This window comes from Bacillus sp. FSL K6-0923, from assembly GCF_038630825.1.
GTDB classification, from domain to species: Bacteria; Bacillota; Bacilli; order Bacillales; family Bacillaceae; genus Bacillus; species Bacillus pumilus.
This window is the reverse complement of sequence record NZ_CP152044.1, coordinates 1,336,213-1,353,280: the sequence shown is the minus strand read 5'-3', so window position 1 is coordinate 1,353,280 and position 17,068 is coordinate 1,336,213. Positions and strand designations below refer to the sequence as shown.

Sequence of the window (17,068 nt, the reverse complement as noted above, 5' to 3'; positions counted from 1 at the left end):
AGGTTGTTTCGTGTCATTCATCCGAATCTTATCTCTCAGCGCTTGCTGCAAGAATTAGCACCGTGCTTCATGGAAGTCGGTTGCCGGGCTTCATTGGGCTAGTCCCTCTGCCTACTCTTGATAAGAATATTCAATTTTCTTAAATATTGTCTGAATTATCGCACCGTTTATTCATGTTGTCAATGGCTTATTTTTAAACAGATTCAAGGCATCGATTCGCCGAGCGGCTTCTTTTAACCGCTCCTCATTTGTTAAAAGTCCTACTCTCACGTATCCTTCACCGTGAGTACCAAACCCATTCCCCGGTGCCACAACCACATGCGCTTTCTCTAATAATACGCCAGCAAAAGATTCAGATGTATACCCTTCTGGCACCTTTAGCCAAGCAAAAAACGACCCCTTTGGTGCAGTGACCTCCCAGCCAATCTCCTTGCAGGCAGCAATCCACACATTTCGCCGATTCTCATATCGTTCATTTTGCACCTGTACACACGTTTGGTCGCTTAACAAAGCTTCCGCTGCTGCATCTTGAGTGGCTTTGAACAGTGAAACAAACAGGTGATCCTGATAAAGCTCAATCGCTTCAACAACAGATGGATTTCCTGCTGCAAACCCTACTCTCCAGCCGGCCATATTATACGTTTTAGACAATGTATAAATTTCAATCCCCGTCTCTTTCGCTCCATCTGTTTGCAAAAAGCTGATCGGCTTTTCCCCATCAAACCCAATACCGCCATAAGCAAAATCATGGACAACACAGAGCTTGTGATCTTTTGCGAATGTAACGGTTTCTTCAAAAAATGAACGGCTTGCCGTGGCACCTGTCGGGTTGTTGGGATAATTTAAATACATCAACTTTGCCTTTTCCTTAACATCCTCAGGCAACATGTCATAGTCAGGTAAAAAATCATTTTGTTCAAGAAGCGGCATCGTCACCATTTGAGCTCCAGCAAGCACGGCACCTGACCAGTAATCAGGATAACCTGGGTCTGGAACAAGAAGTGTGTCACCCGGATTCAGCAGGCATTGCGGCAGCTCAACAAGTCCCGCTTTCCCGCCAAATAAAATCGCAATTTCCGTCATCGGATCAAGCGTGACACCATATTCTCTTTCATAAAAGGCAGCAGCAGCCTTTTTTAATTTCGCTGTTCCGCGGAATGACGAGTATTGATGATTTTCAGGTTTTAATACCGCTTCCTGCATGGCTTTTACAATGTGCGCGGGCGTTGGCTGGTCAGGATTTCCCTGCCCTAAATTAATCATATCTGCGCCCTCCTGCACTTTTTTCTGCACCTTTTGGACAAGGGATGCAAAAAATTGTGTCGGTAATTGTTTCAATACATCTGAATGCTGGAATTCCATTTTTCTTCACCTTCTATTCAAGTTACATAGCAATACAAACACTGTAATGGATTGTTTTACGAATTGTAAAGCAATTTCGAAAAAGGATTGACATGTGAAGCGCAGCTCTGATAATATCTTGAATTAAGAAATGCAAACAAACACGAAACAATTACATATTGATTTCTCTTATCGAGAGTTGGGCGAGGGATTTGGCCTTTTGACCCCAACAGCAACCGACCGTTAATACCACTGTGAAGTGGGGCGCAGCAAGTAAGCGCCAAGACAATTGTCTTATAGGGCACGGTGCTAATTCCATCAGACGTATGTGCTGAGAGATAAGAGAGGCTTTGAGTATACACAACATCAAGCCTCTTTCTCTCAGGAGAAAGAGGCTTTTTTATATGATTTGGAGGGGAAGCAATTGGTTACACTTACGGCATCATATGAAGAATTAACAGAAAGCTCGGCAGTTGCACTCGCAATTAGACTTGGCTTGATCCAAGAAAGCAGTCATTTGACATGTACGGAAATCGGTGACGGGAATTTAAATTATGTCTTTCATATTTTTGATCATAAACAAGAAAAAGGGTTGATCATCAAGCAGGCTCTGCCTTACGCCAAGGTGGTCGGAGAGAGCTGGCCGCTTACATTAGACCGTGCGAGAATCGAAAGTGCTGCCCTGATCAAGCAGTCAGAATATACGCCGCACCTCGTACCAGCAGTCTATTATTCAGATACAGCTCTTGCTGTGACGGCAATGGAGGATCTATCACACCTAGAAATCGTCAGAAAAGGGCTAATTGCCGGAAAACAATATCCGCATTTATCTGATCATGTCGGAGAATTTTTAGGAAAAACACTATTTTACACTTCTGACTTTGCCACAAATCCTAAAATCAAAAAACAATTTGTGAAGCAATTTACGAATCCGGACCTTTGTGACATTACCGAAAAGCTCGTCTTCACAGATCCTTTCTTTGATAGCGGCACAAATGATTTCGAAGAAGAATTAAGAGAAGCTGCCGAAGCGCTCTGGGCAGATCTTGCAGTGCAGGCAAAAGCAGCTGAATTGAAGCGTATTTTCCTGACATCTGCCGAAACACTAGTTCATGGAGATCTTCATACAGGCAGTATTTTTGCAAGTGAGACGGAAACAAAAATCATTGATCCAGAATTCGCTTTTTATGGTCCCTTCGGATTCGATATCGGTCACTTTATCGCTAACCTGTTCCTAAATGCTTTGTCTCGTGAGAATGAACATGATCAACAGCACCTTTTTGACCATGTCGTCAATGTATGGGCGACCTTCAAAGAAGTGTTCGCAAAAGCTTGGAAAGAAGACAGCATTGAAGCATTTAGTGTATCTGACAGCTTTTTAGAAACAACCTTTGACCGTATTTTAAAAGAAGCGACAGGCTTTGCGGGCTGTGAGCTTGTCCGCCGAACGATCGGTCTTGCCCATGCCGCTGATCTCGATGCAATTCCATCACCATCTAGACGGATTCAGCAGAAAAAAGCAGCACTTACGCTCGGAAAAACATTCATCAAACAATATCATGCAGTGGAAACAGCGTCTGACCTCGTCGCATTATTCCAGCAATCTGTAAAGGAGTGACGGGTTTTGTCTAAAGAATTTGAAGTCCCACGTTCTGTCGAATGGGAAGAAAACCATATTAACATTTTGAATCAGCAAAAATTACCGGCAGAAATCGTATTTGAACATCTATATACAAAAGAAGACGTGTATGATGCCATTGTCACGTTAAAAGTGCGGGGAGCACCTGCCATTGGCATCACAGCAGCTTTTGGACTAGCGCTCAGTGCCCAAGACATTGAGACAGAAGATATTGATGTGTTTAAACAAGAAGTCATTCAGATCAAAGAATATTTAAACAGTGCTCGTCCAACCGCTGTGAATCTAGCCTGGGCATTAGAGCGATTATTGCAGCGCATTGAGCGTGCAGCCTCAGTCAATGCAGCCAAAACAGACCTTGTCCATGAAGCCATTCAAATTCAAATTGAAGATGAAGAAACATGCAGACAAATCGGTCAAAATGCACTTCAGCTCTTTAAATCGGGTGATCGGATTATGACAATATGCAATGCAGGCTCTATCGCCACGAGCCGTTACGGAACAGCCCTTGCTCCATTCTATTTAGCCAAAAAGAAAAATCTCGATCTTCACATTTATGCCTGTGAAACACGCCCTGTTCTTCAAGGGGCTAGGCTGACAACTTGGGAGCTCATGCAAGGCGGCGTAGATGTGACGCTCATCACAGATAACATGGCAGCCCATACGATGAAAGAAAAGCAAATTTCTGCAGTTATTGTTGGAGCTGATCGTATTGCCCGTAATGGAGATGCGGCGAATAAGATTGGCACGTTAAGTCTTGCTATTTTAGCCAAGCATTTTCAAATTCCTTTTTTTATAGCTGCACCGCTTTCTACCTTTGATGTCTCAACCAAAGACGGGGCAGATATTCCAATAGAAGAGCGCGATCCTCTGGAAGTAAAGGAATTTAACGGCGTCCAAATTGCACCGCCTGATGTTCAGGTATTCAATCCCGCCTTTGATGTCACTCCTCACCATCTCATTTCAGGGATTATTACAGAGAAAGGGATTATCACGTCGAACTATACAGAAGAGATTGATGCTCTGTTTGCTGGAAGCATCTCACTCTGATCATAAAAAAAGCGCCGTGTACTTATTATTTAAGAGCACCGCGCTTTTTTATTTCATTCGTTTTTGCTAAGATTTCTTTTTTCTGTTCTTCTGTCAAAACGTTCATTTTGACACATAGTGATGTGATGGCATACATTTTATTCTTTTTGTCCCAAAACATTCCGTAGCGTCCTCCTTTTTCCCTCAACCAACTTTTTTAGCTTAATAAAAGGATATGTCGCTTGGAAAACATTTGGAACAGGTCAATCGATTTATTTTTGAACAAATGGGATACCTTCTAATTCAAGCAGAACCGCTTTCATGTCTGTCTTCGTTCCTGCATAGCCCGTTAGAGAACGGTCTTTTCCAATCACTCTGTGACAGGGAATAAAAATAGGTAATGCATTGCGTCTGTTGGCTTGTCCAATCGCTCTCACTGCCTTTGGGTTACCAATCGCTTCTGCAATGTCTGCATAGCTTTTTGATTCACCATACGGAATAGTCGAAAGTGCTTCCCACACTTGCTCTTGAAACGAAGTTCCCATTTGCTTGAGCGGGAGATCGAATACTTGGCGCTCCCCCTTGAAATATTCATCCAGCTGCTTTTTCGCTTCTTGTAATACAGACGTTTCTTCTTCTTTTAGATTGGCTTCCTGCTTTTTTTCTAAAAACGGCTCATCATCAAACATCACCTCGATGATGGCATCGTCTTTTTCTAGTATGTATAATGCCCCAATTGGTGCGTGATAGACGGTATAATACACGTTAATGCTCTCCTTCTTGTTTCTTCTGCCTCAGTGGCAGCGTGAGATGGAAGACGGTTCCTACCCCTTCCTCACTTTCTACCTCAATGGTTCCTTGATGCTCTTCAATAATTTTATAACTAACCATTAAGCCAAGTCCAGTTCCTCTTTCTTTTGTCGTATAAAATGGTTCCCCTAAACGCTTCAGCTTGTCCTCTGCCATTCCACAGCCTTCATCCCGCAATGAAATGACAATATGCTCTTCGCCCTTCCGCTGAATGCTCACATAGACATTTCCTTTTCTCGGCATGACTTCAATTGCATTTTTTAAAATGTTAATAAAGACTTGTTTTAATTGGTTTTGTTCACAATAAATGAGCGGAATCTCATCCATTACATTGAGATGCATTTGAACGTTGCCAAGGTTCGCCTGTGCGTGTAGCAGATCCATCGTATCTTTCACAATTTGCACGACATTTTTTTCTTCATATACGATAGCTTGCGGCTTCGCTAAAATCAAAAATTCGGTGATGATCGATTCAATTCTTTTGAGCTCTGATGTGATGACATTGAAATAGAGCGAATACTCCCCTTCTATATTTCCTTTTAACAGCTGAATAAAGCCTTTTAATGCTGTCATCGGGTTTCTAATTTCATGCGCAATTCCAGCGGCAAGCTCTCCGACCACATGAAGGGTATCTGATTTTCTGACCCGCTCTTCTAATTCCTTCCGCTCTGTCACATCTCTAAAGATCGCTAAATTCATATTATGAATAATGTTACGTTTAAAAGAGAATTCCAATATCCGCTGATCTGGATGGTTCAGCACAAACGGCACTTCATTGTCCATTTCATCTAATGACATCGTCTGGGCAGGCTGTGCCAAATGTTCAATTTGATAAGGCGCAAGGATATGGAATAGATTCATTTCCGTTAAATGATCATCTTTCAACCCGAGCAGCTCGCTTGCGGATGGATTGACTTCGATAATGTGGTATTGGTTATCAAAAAGAACAATGCCGTCCATTGATCCATTAAATACTTTACGGAATTTGAGCTCACTTTCGCGCAGCTCCTCCTCCATCCTTTTTCGATCACTCACATTACGTAAAATGGTTAAGTGCTGTCCTTCTAATACCGCATGCTTTGATGTAAACTCGAGCTCTTTAAACTGACCATTTGCCATTCTGAACAAAAGTTCTTCCCTTATTTCATGATTCCGAATATATCGTCTTCTAGTCGGTCTATATCTCCGATCAGATTTCACAAGAAAGTCTGTGAGTTTTTTGCCAATCAGTGAATGCATAGGCAATTCAAAAATGCGGCAAGCTGATTCATTGGCTCTCACAATCTCTCCATCATCCGCCCATATGATGATCGCATCCATTGCATTTTCAAAAATTTCTCTAAAGCGTTCCTCACTTTTTAACAGCTTCTCTTCCATTAACCTTTTTTCTGTAATATCCCGCATGATGGACATATAAAAACCGCTCATCACATTTGATGTGATGGTGAGCTCGAATAATTTGTACTGGCCAGATTGAAGGGTAACGGGAAGTTCTCCCTTGGCTTTCCCTGTTTCTTTCAGTGACGTTAAAAGGTGCTGCAAGGCTGGAAGATTTTCATCTTCGACAAATTCTTTTAAATAACGATCGGTTAAATCCGTCTTTTGCAGTTCAAAGCTCTGACAAAAAGAGTGATTGGCGTCGATTATGCAGCCATCCTGATCAAAAATGACCATGCCGTCAATGGCTCGGTCAAACAAATCTTTGAACAGCTGCTCATTCATGGATCGTTCTCGTTCTAATATTTTCTTTGAGGAAATATCTCGCATGACCACTATATATTGCTGATTCAAGACATCATGCTCTGCGACAAATTCAATGTATTTTGTTTCACCGTTTTCAAGCTGAATGGAAATTTCTCTTCTTAATGTTCCTTTACGAAAAAATAAATCAAGGGAGCATTCAATTTTGTCTTTCGGGATGCCGTATAGGAAATCTAGAACGGATTTATTGAGGAGGTCTTCTTTCGATGTCTGTACAAGCCTGCATGTCGCTTCATTGGCTTGGATAATATTGAGGTGTTGATCAAATATGAAAATGGCATCTAACGTCTTATTTAACAGCATTTTTTGCTGCATCAACTCTGTTCGCAAATATTCGTTCTCTTTTTCTAATTTTCTGATATCTTCTGCGCCATCGAGCGTTTCAGTCATTCTCTTACACTCCTTTTCCAGCCTCATTCCTCTACAATATTTCTACAATATTTTCATTGTTCCTTCATTCGACTCATAAAAAAAGATAACTTTTTACACGAAGTCTGTCTCTTTTGTTTCATTTGGATGACAGGATTGAACCGCGATTCTCTTTTCTTACGCTTCTTTTACAACCGTTCTACAATTTCACATCAAATAGCGAAATGAGCCAAAATGTATTTTAAAATGGGGCAAATACGGGAACAGTGCACTTAGATCATTTATGTTTAAAATCAAGCAGGAAAGGTGATGTTATGGCATCTTCACGAGATAGTTATTTTGATAATGCGAAATTTCTTCTGATTTTTCTAGTTGTTTTTGGTCATTTGTTACGATCATTCATTCATGATAATGATTGGATGCTTTATTTATACAAGTTTATTTATACTTTTCACATGCCTGCCTTTATTTTGGTTTCCGGCTTCTTTGCAAAAGGGTTTAGAAAGCCAGGTTTTATGAAAAAAGTTGCTGTTAAGCTGATCATCCCATATTTCATTTTTCAGGTGATCTATTCCGTTTACTATTATCTCTTACAGGATCAAAGCATGGCCAATTTAAATCCAATTGATCCGCAATGGTCTTTATGGTTTTTAATTAGTTTATTCTTTTGGAATTTGCTGCTCATTCCTTTTTCTAAACTGCCATTTCACTGGGCGATGATCGTCAGTTTGTCGATTGCGTTACTTGTCGGTTACGTGGACAGTATTAGCAATACGCTGAGCTTATCACGTACGTTTGTCTTTTTGCCGATGTTTTTAGCTGGCTTCTATTTAAAAAAGCAGCATTTTGAATTCATCCGTACAAGCAAAGGAAAGCTGGCAGCACTCCTTGTATTAATGGCTGTATTCTTGTTTTGCTATTTTTATGAATTTGATTATTCCTTCTTATTTGGATCACAGTCATATGCTTCTCTTGGTGATGAGGGAGTGATTGCGGCAATGAAACGAATGGCATGGTATCTGCTTGCATTCGGCGCTACATTCAGCTTCTTTGCTTTAGTGCCAACACGCCGTTTCTTCTTTACAAAATGGGGCACAAGAACGTTATATGTGTATTTATTACATGGCTTTGTTATCAAGCTTCTTAGAACGACTTGGTTTGATGACTGGGCCCTGAATGCAGCAAGTGTGCTCATGTTATTGCTGCTGACCATTCTGCTTACCTTCACCCTGTCTAGCACATTTGTTAAAACCGTTGCACAGCCAGTGATTGAGCTCAAAATGACCAGTCTCATGCGTACAATCACCGGCAGACAAGGCAGTTATAGCAAATAAAAAACGATCCTGAGCGGATCGTTTTTTCTATTTTTCATTCATATGTCCATTGTGGCATTCATCATCTTTCTTAGGTTTTACAAGAGTATCAATCCATTTGCTGCTGTTGATATCTCCAAGCTCACTGCCAAATTCCTCTTCTAAGATATCTGGGTCCATTGGCTTTTTATGGTCTTTCATGTCCTTGCTTTTTACATGCTTCTTAGTCACGAGATTCTCCCCCTTGTTTCCCTTTGTGAGAATTTCGGTTTGCCTGACGGTCTCTAGATTGTTCATCAAATTGAGTTTGTCCTTGATCATGTGCCATGCTCTCTGTCGGTGTCATATTATTTGTCAGTGCTTCATTTTTCGCTGCTTTTCTTTTCATCTGAAATCAGTCCTTTTTTAACATATTTAGTTCTTCTTTTAATTGGTCTAGGAGTTCCTTCATTTGTTTGACCGTCACGGGCCTTTCCTCTGGCTTTAACTCATAGCCGATTTGTCCATTGGCTTCTAGGGTGGCTTTTTTGAGACTGCTGATCTCTGTAATGCCTTGCTGCTTTAAGCGCATTTTGAATTCATCCCTTGTGAGCCTCGTTTTCTTCAGCTTGTGATCAAGCATTTTTCCATCCTGCAAAATGACCACAGATTTCCCAGAAACCAATTTTTCAAAGAAATCAGATTGGATAGACAATTTTTCCATGATGACGAGTGCAATGATAAATGTAGCGGCTGCATAAATCGTTTCAAGTAAATTGTGCTCAATAAAGGGTTGGATAATAATCGATCCGATTGAAATCATGATCACTGTTTGTTGAACAGTTAATTGACTAATGGATTTGGGCCCTGCTATTCTCAGCAGCAAGGTACCAACTAGCAGCATGACAATTGCTTTCCATATCACATCTAGCACGTCTCGTTCACCTCTTACCTATAGATTGCGAACATCTCGCGTGATTTAGCCAGTTATATAATGGAAATAAAAAAACAGCATTCGCTCGGAATGCTGTTTAGCCGATGATGACACGCTCTTTCGGATAATGATAATTCGCTTCGCTTTCTCTTCGGCCAATTAAGTACAAGAAGCTTGGAATGCCGATCCGACCAATAAACATGACCATCATGATGATACACTTACCGAAAACAGAGAGCTCAGAGGTAATCCCTAGTGATAGCCCTGTTGTTCCGAATGCTGAACAGACTTCAAATAAATTTTGAAGAAGCGTATTATGCTCGGATAAGGTTAATAAGAATGTAGCGCCAAACACCAAGATAAAGGCCATCATCGTCACCATTAGAGATTTGTTTATATCTGCTTGATGCAGTTCTCTTTTGAAGATTTTAATGGACTTATTTCCCCGAGCAAAATGAAACAGTGCAAGTAAATTAAGGGCAAAGGTGGTTGTCCGAATTCCGCCCCCCACCGAGCTTGGAGATGCCCCGATAAACATGAGCAGACATAAAAATAACAGCGTTGGTTCTGTCAATTGAGTAATATCTAATGTGGAAAGTCCCCCACTTCTTGTGGCCGTCGATTGGAACAATGAATAAAACAAAACTTCGTGCCAGCTCTTCCCTAAAAACGTAAACCGGGCTTCAAGAGCATAAATCCCAATAGCACCAACAATGACTAAGCTGCCAAACGTAATCGTTGTGATTTTTGTAAACAACGAGAACGATGCGTGCTTTCGGTCCTGATTAAATAAGTAATCCTTTACTTCCACGAGCACAGGAAAGCCAATAGCTCCAAAGATGATCAGCAGCATCGTAATAAATTGGACGAAATAATCATCTTTGTATGGGATGAGCGAGTTCCCTGTAATATCGAAGCCCCCATTGGTGGTCGCACTAATACTCGAGAAGAAGCCATGTAAGAATGCTGTCTGTACATCGTAATATTTGAGAAAATACATACTTAAAATCAGACCGCCTACAAACTCAATGAGCAAAATTAAATATAAGACCTGCTTCATTAGTTTCACAATTCCTGATAAATTGCTCTGGTTTTGATCTGCCATGATGAGCTTTCTTTCTTTAATCCCGATCCTTTTTCGCATGACAATCCACACAAAGGTACCGAGCGTCATAATGCCGATACCTCCGATTTGAAGGACTAACGCAAGGATCCACATACCTGCCACACTAAATGTTTGCGAGGTATCAACCACAGTAAGTCCTGTGACACTTACCGCACTCACCGCCGTAAATAATGCATCGATAAATGTCCACTTCACCCCATCTTGATGAGCGACTGGCAAACTGAGAAGAATAAATGAGACGGTTACAGCGAGAAAATAATAAAGGGCAATCAGCTGGAAAGCCGATAGCCGATCAATTAGCTTTTTAATTGGGTTCATTGTCATTCCTTCTTTTAACTTTCATTTTTCAATACTTATCATTTTAATGAAAAGAGACATGATTTTAAAGATATTTTATGCTTTATTTACTTTTTCATCAAAAAAGAAAAGACATCCTGTAACAGAATGTCTTTTCGTCTCTCTTATTTTGCTTCTAGTCTTCTAATTCTTTCGTTTAAATCAGGGTGTGTTGAGAAAAGAGAAGCTTTTCGTTTACCACTGATTTTAAGCGTAGCAACTGCTGTTTGATCATCATCTTTGATTCTTGACGTATACGCCTCAAGTGAGCGAAGCGCATGAATCATTTTATCTTTACCGGCAAGGTCAGCTCCGCCGCGGTCTGCATGGAATTCACGGTGTCTAGAATATGCAAACACGACAAGGCTTCCTAGGACAGAGAAAATGATTTGGAAAACAATCACTGCAATAAAATGAACAATCGGCACAAGCTCTTCACGCGGAACAAAGCGGCTTGCGATCCATGCCGCAATTCTTGAAAGGAAGACAACGAACGTGTTGACGATCCCTTGAAGCAGCGTCATTGTCACCATGTCTCCGTTCGCAACGTGAGCAATTTCGTGAGCGATGACACCTTCAACTGCTGCATCATCCATTTCATGAAGCAATCCAGTGGAAACCGCAACAAGTGATCTTCTCTTAGAAGGACCTGTCGCAAAAGCATTTACTTCAGATGATTGATAAATACCTACCTCAGGCATTTTAGAAAGGCCTGCTGCTCTTGATAATCTGTGCACGCGGTCAACAAGCTGCTGCTCATCATATGTTAATGAATCCTTTTCAGGATTTAACACACGCACACCCATCATCATTTTTGCCATCCAGCGAGACATCGCTAGTGACATGAACGAGCCAACAAAACCAACAACTGCACTGAATACTAACAGTGCCACAAAATTAATTCCACCGTCTGCTCCTATATAAGAACCAACACCAGTTGCTGCACTAATAACCGACAGTACAATACCAATCGTAGTGATAACAAGAATGTTCGTTAATATAAACAGAAATATTCTTTTACCCATACATAACCTCCGCTGTCATATTAAGTTCATTTGAACTTATTAATAAAATTATAAAAATAAACGTCTCAAATTGCAAGGAAAAAGGGATCATTTCCTCTAATTATCATAACGTCTTAAGCCCCGTCACTTCAATATTTACGACATATGCCACAGCTGAAAAGTGAATAAACTGTGACGCCGCTTTCTGGATTTTAGTTTATTTTGCATTTTTATCAAAAAGAGATTATGATGTTGAATTAGATCAAATATGACGTTTTTGACACACAAAACGAGGTGGAACAATGGGTGCTTTTAAATTAACGAGAATTGACATGACAAGTCTTCTTTATTCTCTAAAAGGAGAGGGAGATCTAACTCCGCTTCAGCTATTAAATTTATCTGTAAAAAAAGACAAACATCACGAACTTGACGAGCTCATCATCCCTTCTTTTTTTGAGAGGCTTGAACGGCGGAAACAAAAATCAGAGCATGGACTCTCCACAAATGAAATTGTAGAATTAGGAAATCTATGCGAACTGACTTCTCTTAAATCGACAGCGATTCAAAACTGGATCAAGCGTGATATTAAAGATATGATTGGCCACCCTGAGCTTGGAAAGAAGTACTCAATTGATCAGGTCGTTATTTTATTAATTGTGAGAGATTTAAAATCAGTTTTTGACTTTGATGCCATCCGGACCATCTTATCTGCCTTATTTAACACGATTACGGATCGAACTGATGATATTATTAGTCCACTGCGTTTTTATGAAGCATATGCGCATGTCCTTGATTTTATTTATCATCATACTCCTTTTCCGTTAAAAGAAACAAACTTACGAGAAATCACAGAGGAACAGACAGATAAGCTCCGTGAAGAATTTGCTGAATTATCGCAGCATCAATGGCATTTGATCAAAGGTATTATCAGTTCAACCGTTTTTTCTGTCTTTACTTCACACTTGCAAAGTACGGCACAAGAAATGATGTTTCATACACTGCAGCATCAAGATTAAAAAAGAACCGAGGTGATGATTCACCTCGGTTTTTTTGTACAGCAATTGCCAGCATAATTGCCTGTTGTTTTCTTCAAAATAAGAAGGCGCAACAAACATGAGGTGAAAGGAGGAATATGGACATGGCAAATCGAAATCAGCTTCTTGTTCCTGGAGTAGAACAAGCATTAGATCAATTTAAATACGAGATCGCTCAAGAATTTGGCGTGACTCTCGGTTCAGATACAGTCGCACGTGCAAACGGTTCTGTTGGCGGTGAAATTACAAAAAGACTCGTTCAACAGGCTCAATCACAAATGGGCAATCAATCTAAATAAAAACATGGTGAAATACGCCGGAGCTATTCTGGCGTTTTTTTATTGCTCATATGTGTGCTCATACCGGTTCTCACGATTCGGGGACGGTGCACCTTTTCCTTGCTTCTTCATATGGTCTTTTTTTCGTTCAGCGGACGGCTGTTTCTGATCCCTGTCGTTTTTTTTTGCGTGCTTTTCAGCACCACCACGTGATGTGCCATTTGGACTCCTTTTGTCATCAGGTTCCGTTGAGTGATTTTTTTTTTGTTCTTTATCGATAGGACGATCCTTTTCTTCCTTTATTTGATTGTCTTTGCTTTTATCATCAGGTTTTGCTTGGTGAGGCTTTTGAATAGATCCTTGCTCTTCCCTCTCTTGATCCTTCTGCTCTTCGTCTTCAGCTTCAGGAGCCTCTTGATCTGGCTTCATCTCTTCACTATCGTCTGTCTTGACGTCTTCTTGTTTGTCTTTGTCTGCTTGATCTTCATCATCTTTTTTAGGCTCTTCTTCTTTGACAGCATCACTCTCTGCTGCGTCTTCATCCTGTTGAATGTCTTCTTGTTCTTTGTCTTGCATTTCTTGATTTCTGATATATGTGCCTGTTGAAATGCCTGCCTTTTGAGCTTTTTCTCTTGTTTCCAGGTCACTTTCTACAGTTTCTAGCTTGTAATCACGCTTTTGATATTCACCAGAGATGGTGTTAATTTTACTTTTGACGTTGGTTTTATATGTATGGTCCTGCTTGTTTTCATAAACCGTTGAAATATAAATGCTCTTAGAGTGGTTCACGTAACCTTTTTTGTCACAGTCATCTATGATTTCCTGCACGACTTTGGTCATGTCGTTTTTTTCTAAACCCTTCATACTGGCCAGTACTTGTTTCGCATCTTTATTCAGTGGCGTGACACCGATCACTTGATAATTGTGATCAAGCTTTAGTTCAAAGCTTGGATTAATGTCAATCGTCATATATGCATATGCTTTTTGACTTGAGAACGATGGCATCATAGTAAAAATCACGACAATAATCGCTGCGATTGATAGGATTCCTGCATTTAATGGACGTAAACGAAGCAAGTCAAAAAAACCGGCTTTTTTTCTTTCGAGACGTGATTCATTCGGAAATGTCACTTCTTGACCGATTTCATAATCTTGCTGTTCATATTTTGTCCGCAGAAATTGTCCATCAGGGGTCAGCAGCGTGACATATTTTTTGTTTTTCTCTACTATAATGCCTCTTCTCATGAATTAAGCACCCCTTTAAGGTAATCTTTCAAATACACATAATCACCCGTCATAATGATCGCCATCGCAATGATATATTTTCTATTTCTTTCAATCGTTTTGCGGCTGACTTCCACTAGCTTTTCAAGCTGTTTGACTGGCAATTGTTTTTTCTGAAATAAAATGGTTCGGAGCTCATCGTGTTCAACGAGTGTGTGGGCTACTTTAATGGCATTTTGCCTGGCATCTGCATGCTTTGGTGAATGTTCAAGCAGCTCTTGAAACGTGAGACCGTATACTTTCAATCGTTCTTTAAAATGTTCAATTTCTTCTCTTCTGTGTTCTTGTTCAATTAAACGTCTATATTCGTTTGTAGACAGCTCTGCTTCAATCATGCTTTGAGAGTACTCGCCATTTTCACTTTCTTGCAGGTCCATTTGAACCGTTGGCGCATTTCTCGCTTCTTTTCGAATATAGTCGATCACTTTTCTTTTAATAATTAATTCTGCGAAAGCAAGGAGTGAGTTTCCTTTTTCGGCAGAGTATTTTTCTATCGCTTCATTAAAGGCAATTAAGCCTATGCTGAATTCATCATCTTTTTCATCTATATATCGTTTACAAACGGATGAAACCGTCTTAGCGACAAATGGTTTGTATTGCTCTATTAATGCATTTTGCAGCTCGATATCACCTTGTTGAATACTAATAGCCGACTGCTCTAATGTTTGCTTTTTCTTTCCTTTTTTAAACAAAAGGCTAAGCAATGGTTTCACCTCAGTTCTCCCTATATTACTCATTTATGATAGCTAATTTATGAGGGAAGCGCAAAGGAAGAAATGAGGAATTCATTTCCTGTTACTCAATTGTGACATGAATATCATCATCTACTTTACAATGTTTCGTCTAAAAGCAAAGAAATAAGGGGGTATCTCCCCCTTATTTGTAATATATGTGTTATGAAAATGAAATGATATTTCTTTCAAAAAACCTACTCTTCTAGGCGTTCCTCTTGTTTTTCTTTGTTTTGTTGCCCACCTTTTCTTGATGGACTTGATAAAAACCAGCCAAATGCTGCAATTGCGAGAAGCACTGTCCAGAAAATCACTTTCCATAATGCTGAATGAATAAAATGAGAGGACACGATCCCAATGGCTGGATGTGACAGTGTATAAAGCGTGAGCTTCACACCAACCCACCCGACAATGACAAAGGCTGCTGTTTCTAGGCTCGGTCTTGTTTTGAGCAGTTTCACAAAGACAGTTGCTGCAAATCTCATGATGATCAAACCGATGATACCACCTAAAAGAATGACAATAAATTGACCGCCATCAAGTCCACCGATTTGCGGAAGACTTGTTTTCGGCAATGTTACGGCTAATGCGACGGCCGCTAAGATCGAATCGACAGCAAAAGCGATGTCAGCAAGCTCGACTTTTACGACTGTTGCCCAGAAGCCGCTTTGCTTCATGTTTGTGTCTGATTCCTTTTTCTTAAATACGTGCGATTTTAAAATATGGTGAATGGAAATATAAAGAAGATAAATTGCACCAATGGCTTGAACTTGCCACACATCCACTAAAAACGAAATAAGAAACAGGGAGCCAAATCGCATAACAAACGCACCCGCAAGTCCGTAAAACAACGCCTTTTTTCTTTGCTTTTCTGGAAGGTGCTTCACCATCACAGCCATGACCAGCGCATTATCAGCGGCTAAAATCCCTTCTAATCCAATCAGTACGAGAAGAACCCACCCGTACTCTAAAATAATTGCTGCATCCATCATCATTCCTCCTTGTTTTTATCTATTGTCCCACAACAGACAAAGGCTTATGAATGCAAAAAAGACCTTTGCCTGTAATGGCAAAGGTCTTGCTAGACATGTGATATGTAGAATCATGCCAACAAAGCCGATGGAACTTAAGTCCATGTAATGACGACTTTGTTTCCGGTAAAAACCGGACGCTACTCCCCTTTGGTGGGATTTAAGAATATTTAGATTACTTATATTTTAATCAATAGACACTGTATTGTCAACAGGTGACTTTCACCTCGGGTCCAGTGATTAGGCAGTTGGTGTTTCTGCTTTTCTTTTTCTACGTTTCATCCATATATACATCGCGAAAAGCAACACAATCCCGATCCCAATCGGCAGAAGATATGGATCTAACATTGCGCCAACCTCTTTCCAGTTCTCCCCGAGCACAAATCCAAGATACACATATACAAATGTAATAGGCGTAATTGCTAAAAACGTGTACAGGCAAAAGACCCACACATTCATCTTGGCAATACCGCACGGGATGGAAATAAGCGTTCTGACCCCTGGAATAAACCGGCCGCTAAATGCGACGAATCCACCATGCTTTTCAAAGAAGGCATCCGATTTATCAAGCGACTCCGGTTTAACAAAAAAGTACTTCCCATATTTATTTAAAAAAGGTCTGCCGCCATAACGTCCTAACCAGTACAAGGTCAAAGGGCCAGCCACGCCGCCAATAGAGCCGGCTGCCACAACACCGATGAAGGCCATGTCCCCTTCTGAGACCCAGTAACCCGCAAGAGGCAGAACCACTTCAGCAGGAACAAATTCAATACATAATGCAAGGAAGATGCCAAAGTACGACAAGTTCTTAAAGGCATCAGCTAAAGAAATAATAAAATCTTCGATGTTTATCAATCCCTTTCACACATAATCGTTTAACTGATTCTATCTCTTTTAGAATCGCACATATATTAAACGAATAAAACCGAAGAAACGATTCACTTTTCGTCGTTTTTTTACATTAAATTTGATTTTACTATAAAAGACAAGTGAAGAAAACGTTGATTGTGGTATTTAAGTGAAGGAAAAGTGAACACAGAAGCCATTCGATCCGATATATTAAGTATACGTC

The 17,068-nt window shown here is 40.3% G+C and carries 17 protein-coding genes, 1 pseudogene and 3 riboswitches; of the genes and pseudogenes, 5 read left to right on the top strand and 13 right to left on the bottom strand.

Annotation, left to right across the window (positions count from 1 at the left end; all coding sequences use genetic code 11):
* Positions 1-25: 25 nt before the first annotated feature.
* Positions 26-127, bottom strand: a riboswitch (SAM riboswitch).
* Positions 128-171: 44 nt separating this feature from the next.
* Complete coding sequence (locus MHI16_RS06790; protein ID WP_058014158.1) at positions 172-1,362, bottom strand: pyridoxal phosphate-dependent aminotransferase; 1,191 nt, start codon at positions 1,360-1,362, stop codon at positions 172-174.
* Positions 1,363-1,527: 165 nt separating this feature from the next.
* Positions 1,528-1,686, top strand: a riboswitch (SAM riboswitch).
* 79 nt (positions 1,687-1,765) lie between these two features.
* Here MHI16_RS06790 and mtnK point away from each other — a divergent pair.
* Positions 1,766-2,959 carry an S-methyl-5-thioribose kinase gene (gene mtnK, locus MHI16_RS06785; RefSeq protein WP_058014159.1) on the top strand — a complete coding sequence of 398 codons (1,194 nt, stop codon included), beginning with the start codon at positions 1,766-1,768 and terminating at the stop codon, positions 2,957-2,959.
* 6 nt (positions 2,960-2,965) lie between these two features.
* The gene (mtnA, locus tag MHI16_RS06780) at positions 2,966-4,027 is read left to right on the top strand and encodes an S-methyl-5-thioribose-1-phosphate isomerase (protein WP_058014160.1); all 1,062 of its coding nucleotides are present in this window, start codon (positions 2,966-2,968) and stop codon (positions 4,025-4,027) included.
* Between the two features lie 25 nt (positions 4,028-4,052).
* Here mtnA and MHI16_RS06775 read toward each other — a convergent pair whose 3' ends face one another.
* The 3 genes from MHI16_RS06775 to MHI16_RS06765 form a co-directional block, all read right to left on the bottom strand.
* Complete coding sequence (locus MHI16_RS06775; RefSeq protein WP_257474522.1) at positions 4,053-4,187, bottom strand: hypothetical protein; 135 nt, start codon at positions 4,185-4,187, stop codon at positions 4,053-4,055.
* A 91-nt stretch (positions 4,188-4,278) separates the two neighbouring features.
* Entirely contained in the window at positions 4,279-4,770 is a 492-nt protein-coding gene (locus MHI16_RS06770) for a methylated-DNA--[protein]-cysteine S-methyltransferase (RefSeq protein WP_151282349.1), read from the bottom strand.
* A gap of 1 nt (position 4,771) precedes the next feature.
* Positions 4,772-6,967, bottom strand: a complete 2,196-nt coding sequence (locus tag MHI16_RS06765; protein ID WP_058014162.1) for a PAS domain-containing sensor histidine kinase — start codon at positions 6,965-6,967, stop codon at positions 4,772-4,774.
* 293 nt (positions 6,968-7,260) lie between these two features.
* Here MHI16_RS06765 and MHI16_RS06760 point away from each other — a divergent pair, with 293 nt between their 5' ends.
* Positions 7,261-8,280, top strand: coding sequence for an acyltransferase family protein (locus tag MHI16_RS06760; protein ID WP_342498152.1), 1,020 nt, complete (start codon positions 7,261-7,263; stop codon positions 8,278-8,280).
* A 27-nt stretch (positions 8,281-8,307) separates the two neighbouring features.
* Here the strand turns inward: MHI16_RS06760 and MHI16_RS06755 are convergent, their stop codons facing one another.
* From MHI16_RS06755 to htpX, 5 genes are all read right to left on the bottom strand, one after another.
* Positions 8,308-8,490 carry a hypothetical protein gene (locus MHI16_RS06755; protein ID WP_058014164.1) on the bottom strand — a complete coding sequence of 61 codons (183 nt, stop codon included), beginning with the start codon at positions 8,488-8,490 and terminating at the stop codon, positions 8,308-8,310.
* Complete coding sequence (locus MHI16_RS06750; RefSeq protein ID WP_200964040.1) at positions 8,483-8,647, bottom strand: hypothetical protein; 165 nt, start codon at positions 8,645-8,647, stop codon at positions 8,483-8,485. The genes MHI16_RS06755 and MHI16_RS06750 overlap by 8 nt, the downstream gene beginning before the upstream one ends.
* Before the next feature lie 6 nt (positions 8,648-8,653).
* Positions 8,654-9,172, bottom strand: a complete 519-nt coding sequence (locus tag MHI16_RS06745) for a YetF domain-containing protein (protein ID WP_058014165.1) — start codon at positions 9,170-9,172, stop codon at positions 8,654-8,656.
* Between the two features lie 97 nt (positions 9,173-9,269).
* Positions 9,270-10,616, bottom strand: a complete 1,347-nt coding sequence (locus tag MHI16_RS06740; RefSeq protein ID WP_081042289.1) for a TrkH family potassium uptake protein — start codon at positions 10,614-10,616, stop codon at positions 9,270-9,272.
* 143 nt (positions 10,617-10,759) lie between these two features.
* Entirely contained in the window at positions 10,760-11,659 is a 900-nt protein-coding gene (gene htpX / locus MHI16_RS06735; RefSeq protein WP_058014167.1) for a protease HtpX, read from the bottom strand.
* A gap of 281 nt (positions 11,660-11,940) precedes the next feature.
* Here htpX and MHI16_RS06730 point away from each other — a divergent pair, with 281 nt between their 5' ends.
* Positions 11,941-12,654, top strand: coding sequence for a DUF1836 domain-containing protein (locus MHI16_RS06730; RefSeq protein ID WP_058014168.1), 714 nt, complete (start codon positions 11,941-11,943; stop codon positions 12,652-12,654).
* Positions 12,655-12,776: 122 nt separating this feature from the next.
* On the top strand, positions 12,777-12,971 hold the full coding sequence (locus MHI16_RS06725) for an alpha/beta-type small acid-soluble spore protein (RefSeq protein ID WP_003211343.1): 195 nt from the start codon (positions 12,777-12,779) through the stop codon (positions 12,969-12,971).
* Between the two features lie 39 nt (positions 12,972-13,010).
* Here the strand turns inward: MHI16_RS06725 and MHI16_RS06720 are convergent, their stop codons facing one another.
* The 4 genes and pseudogenes from MHI16_RS06720 to MHI16_RS06705 form a co-directional block, all read right to left on the bottom strand.
* Positions 13,011-14,195, bottom strand: coding sequence for an anti-sigma factor domain-containing protein (locus MHI16_RS06720; RefSeq protein ID WP_058014169.1), 1,185 nt, complete (start codon positions 14,193-14,195; stop codon positions 13,011-13,013).
* The gene (sigI, locus tag MHI16_RS06715; RefSeq protein WP_034662939.1) at positions 14,192-14,947 is read right to left on the bottom strand and encodes an RNA polymerase sigma factor SigI; all 756 of its coding nucleotides are present in this window, start codon (positions 14,945-14,947) and stop codon (positions 14,192-14,194) included. The genes MHI16_RS06720 and sigI overlap by 4 nt, the downstream gene beginning before the upstream one ends.
* Positions 14,948-15,162: 215 nt before the next feature.
* A pseudogene (locus tag MHI16_RS06710) lies at positions 15,163-16,054 on the bottom strand (TerC family protein).
* A riboswitch (yybP-ykoY riboswitch) is annotated at positions 16,050-16,157 on the bottom strand. (Overlaps the previous pseudogene by 5 nt.)
* Positions 16,158-16,236: 79 nt before the next feature.
* Entirely contained in the window at positions 16,237-16,851 is a 615-nt protein-coding gene (locus MHI16_RS06705; RefSeq protein WP_058014171.1) for a DedA family protein, read from the bottom strand.
* Between the last annotated feature and the right edge of the window lie 217 nt (positions 16,852-17,068).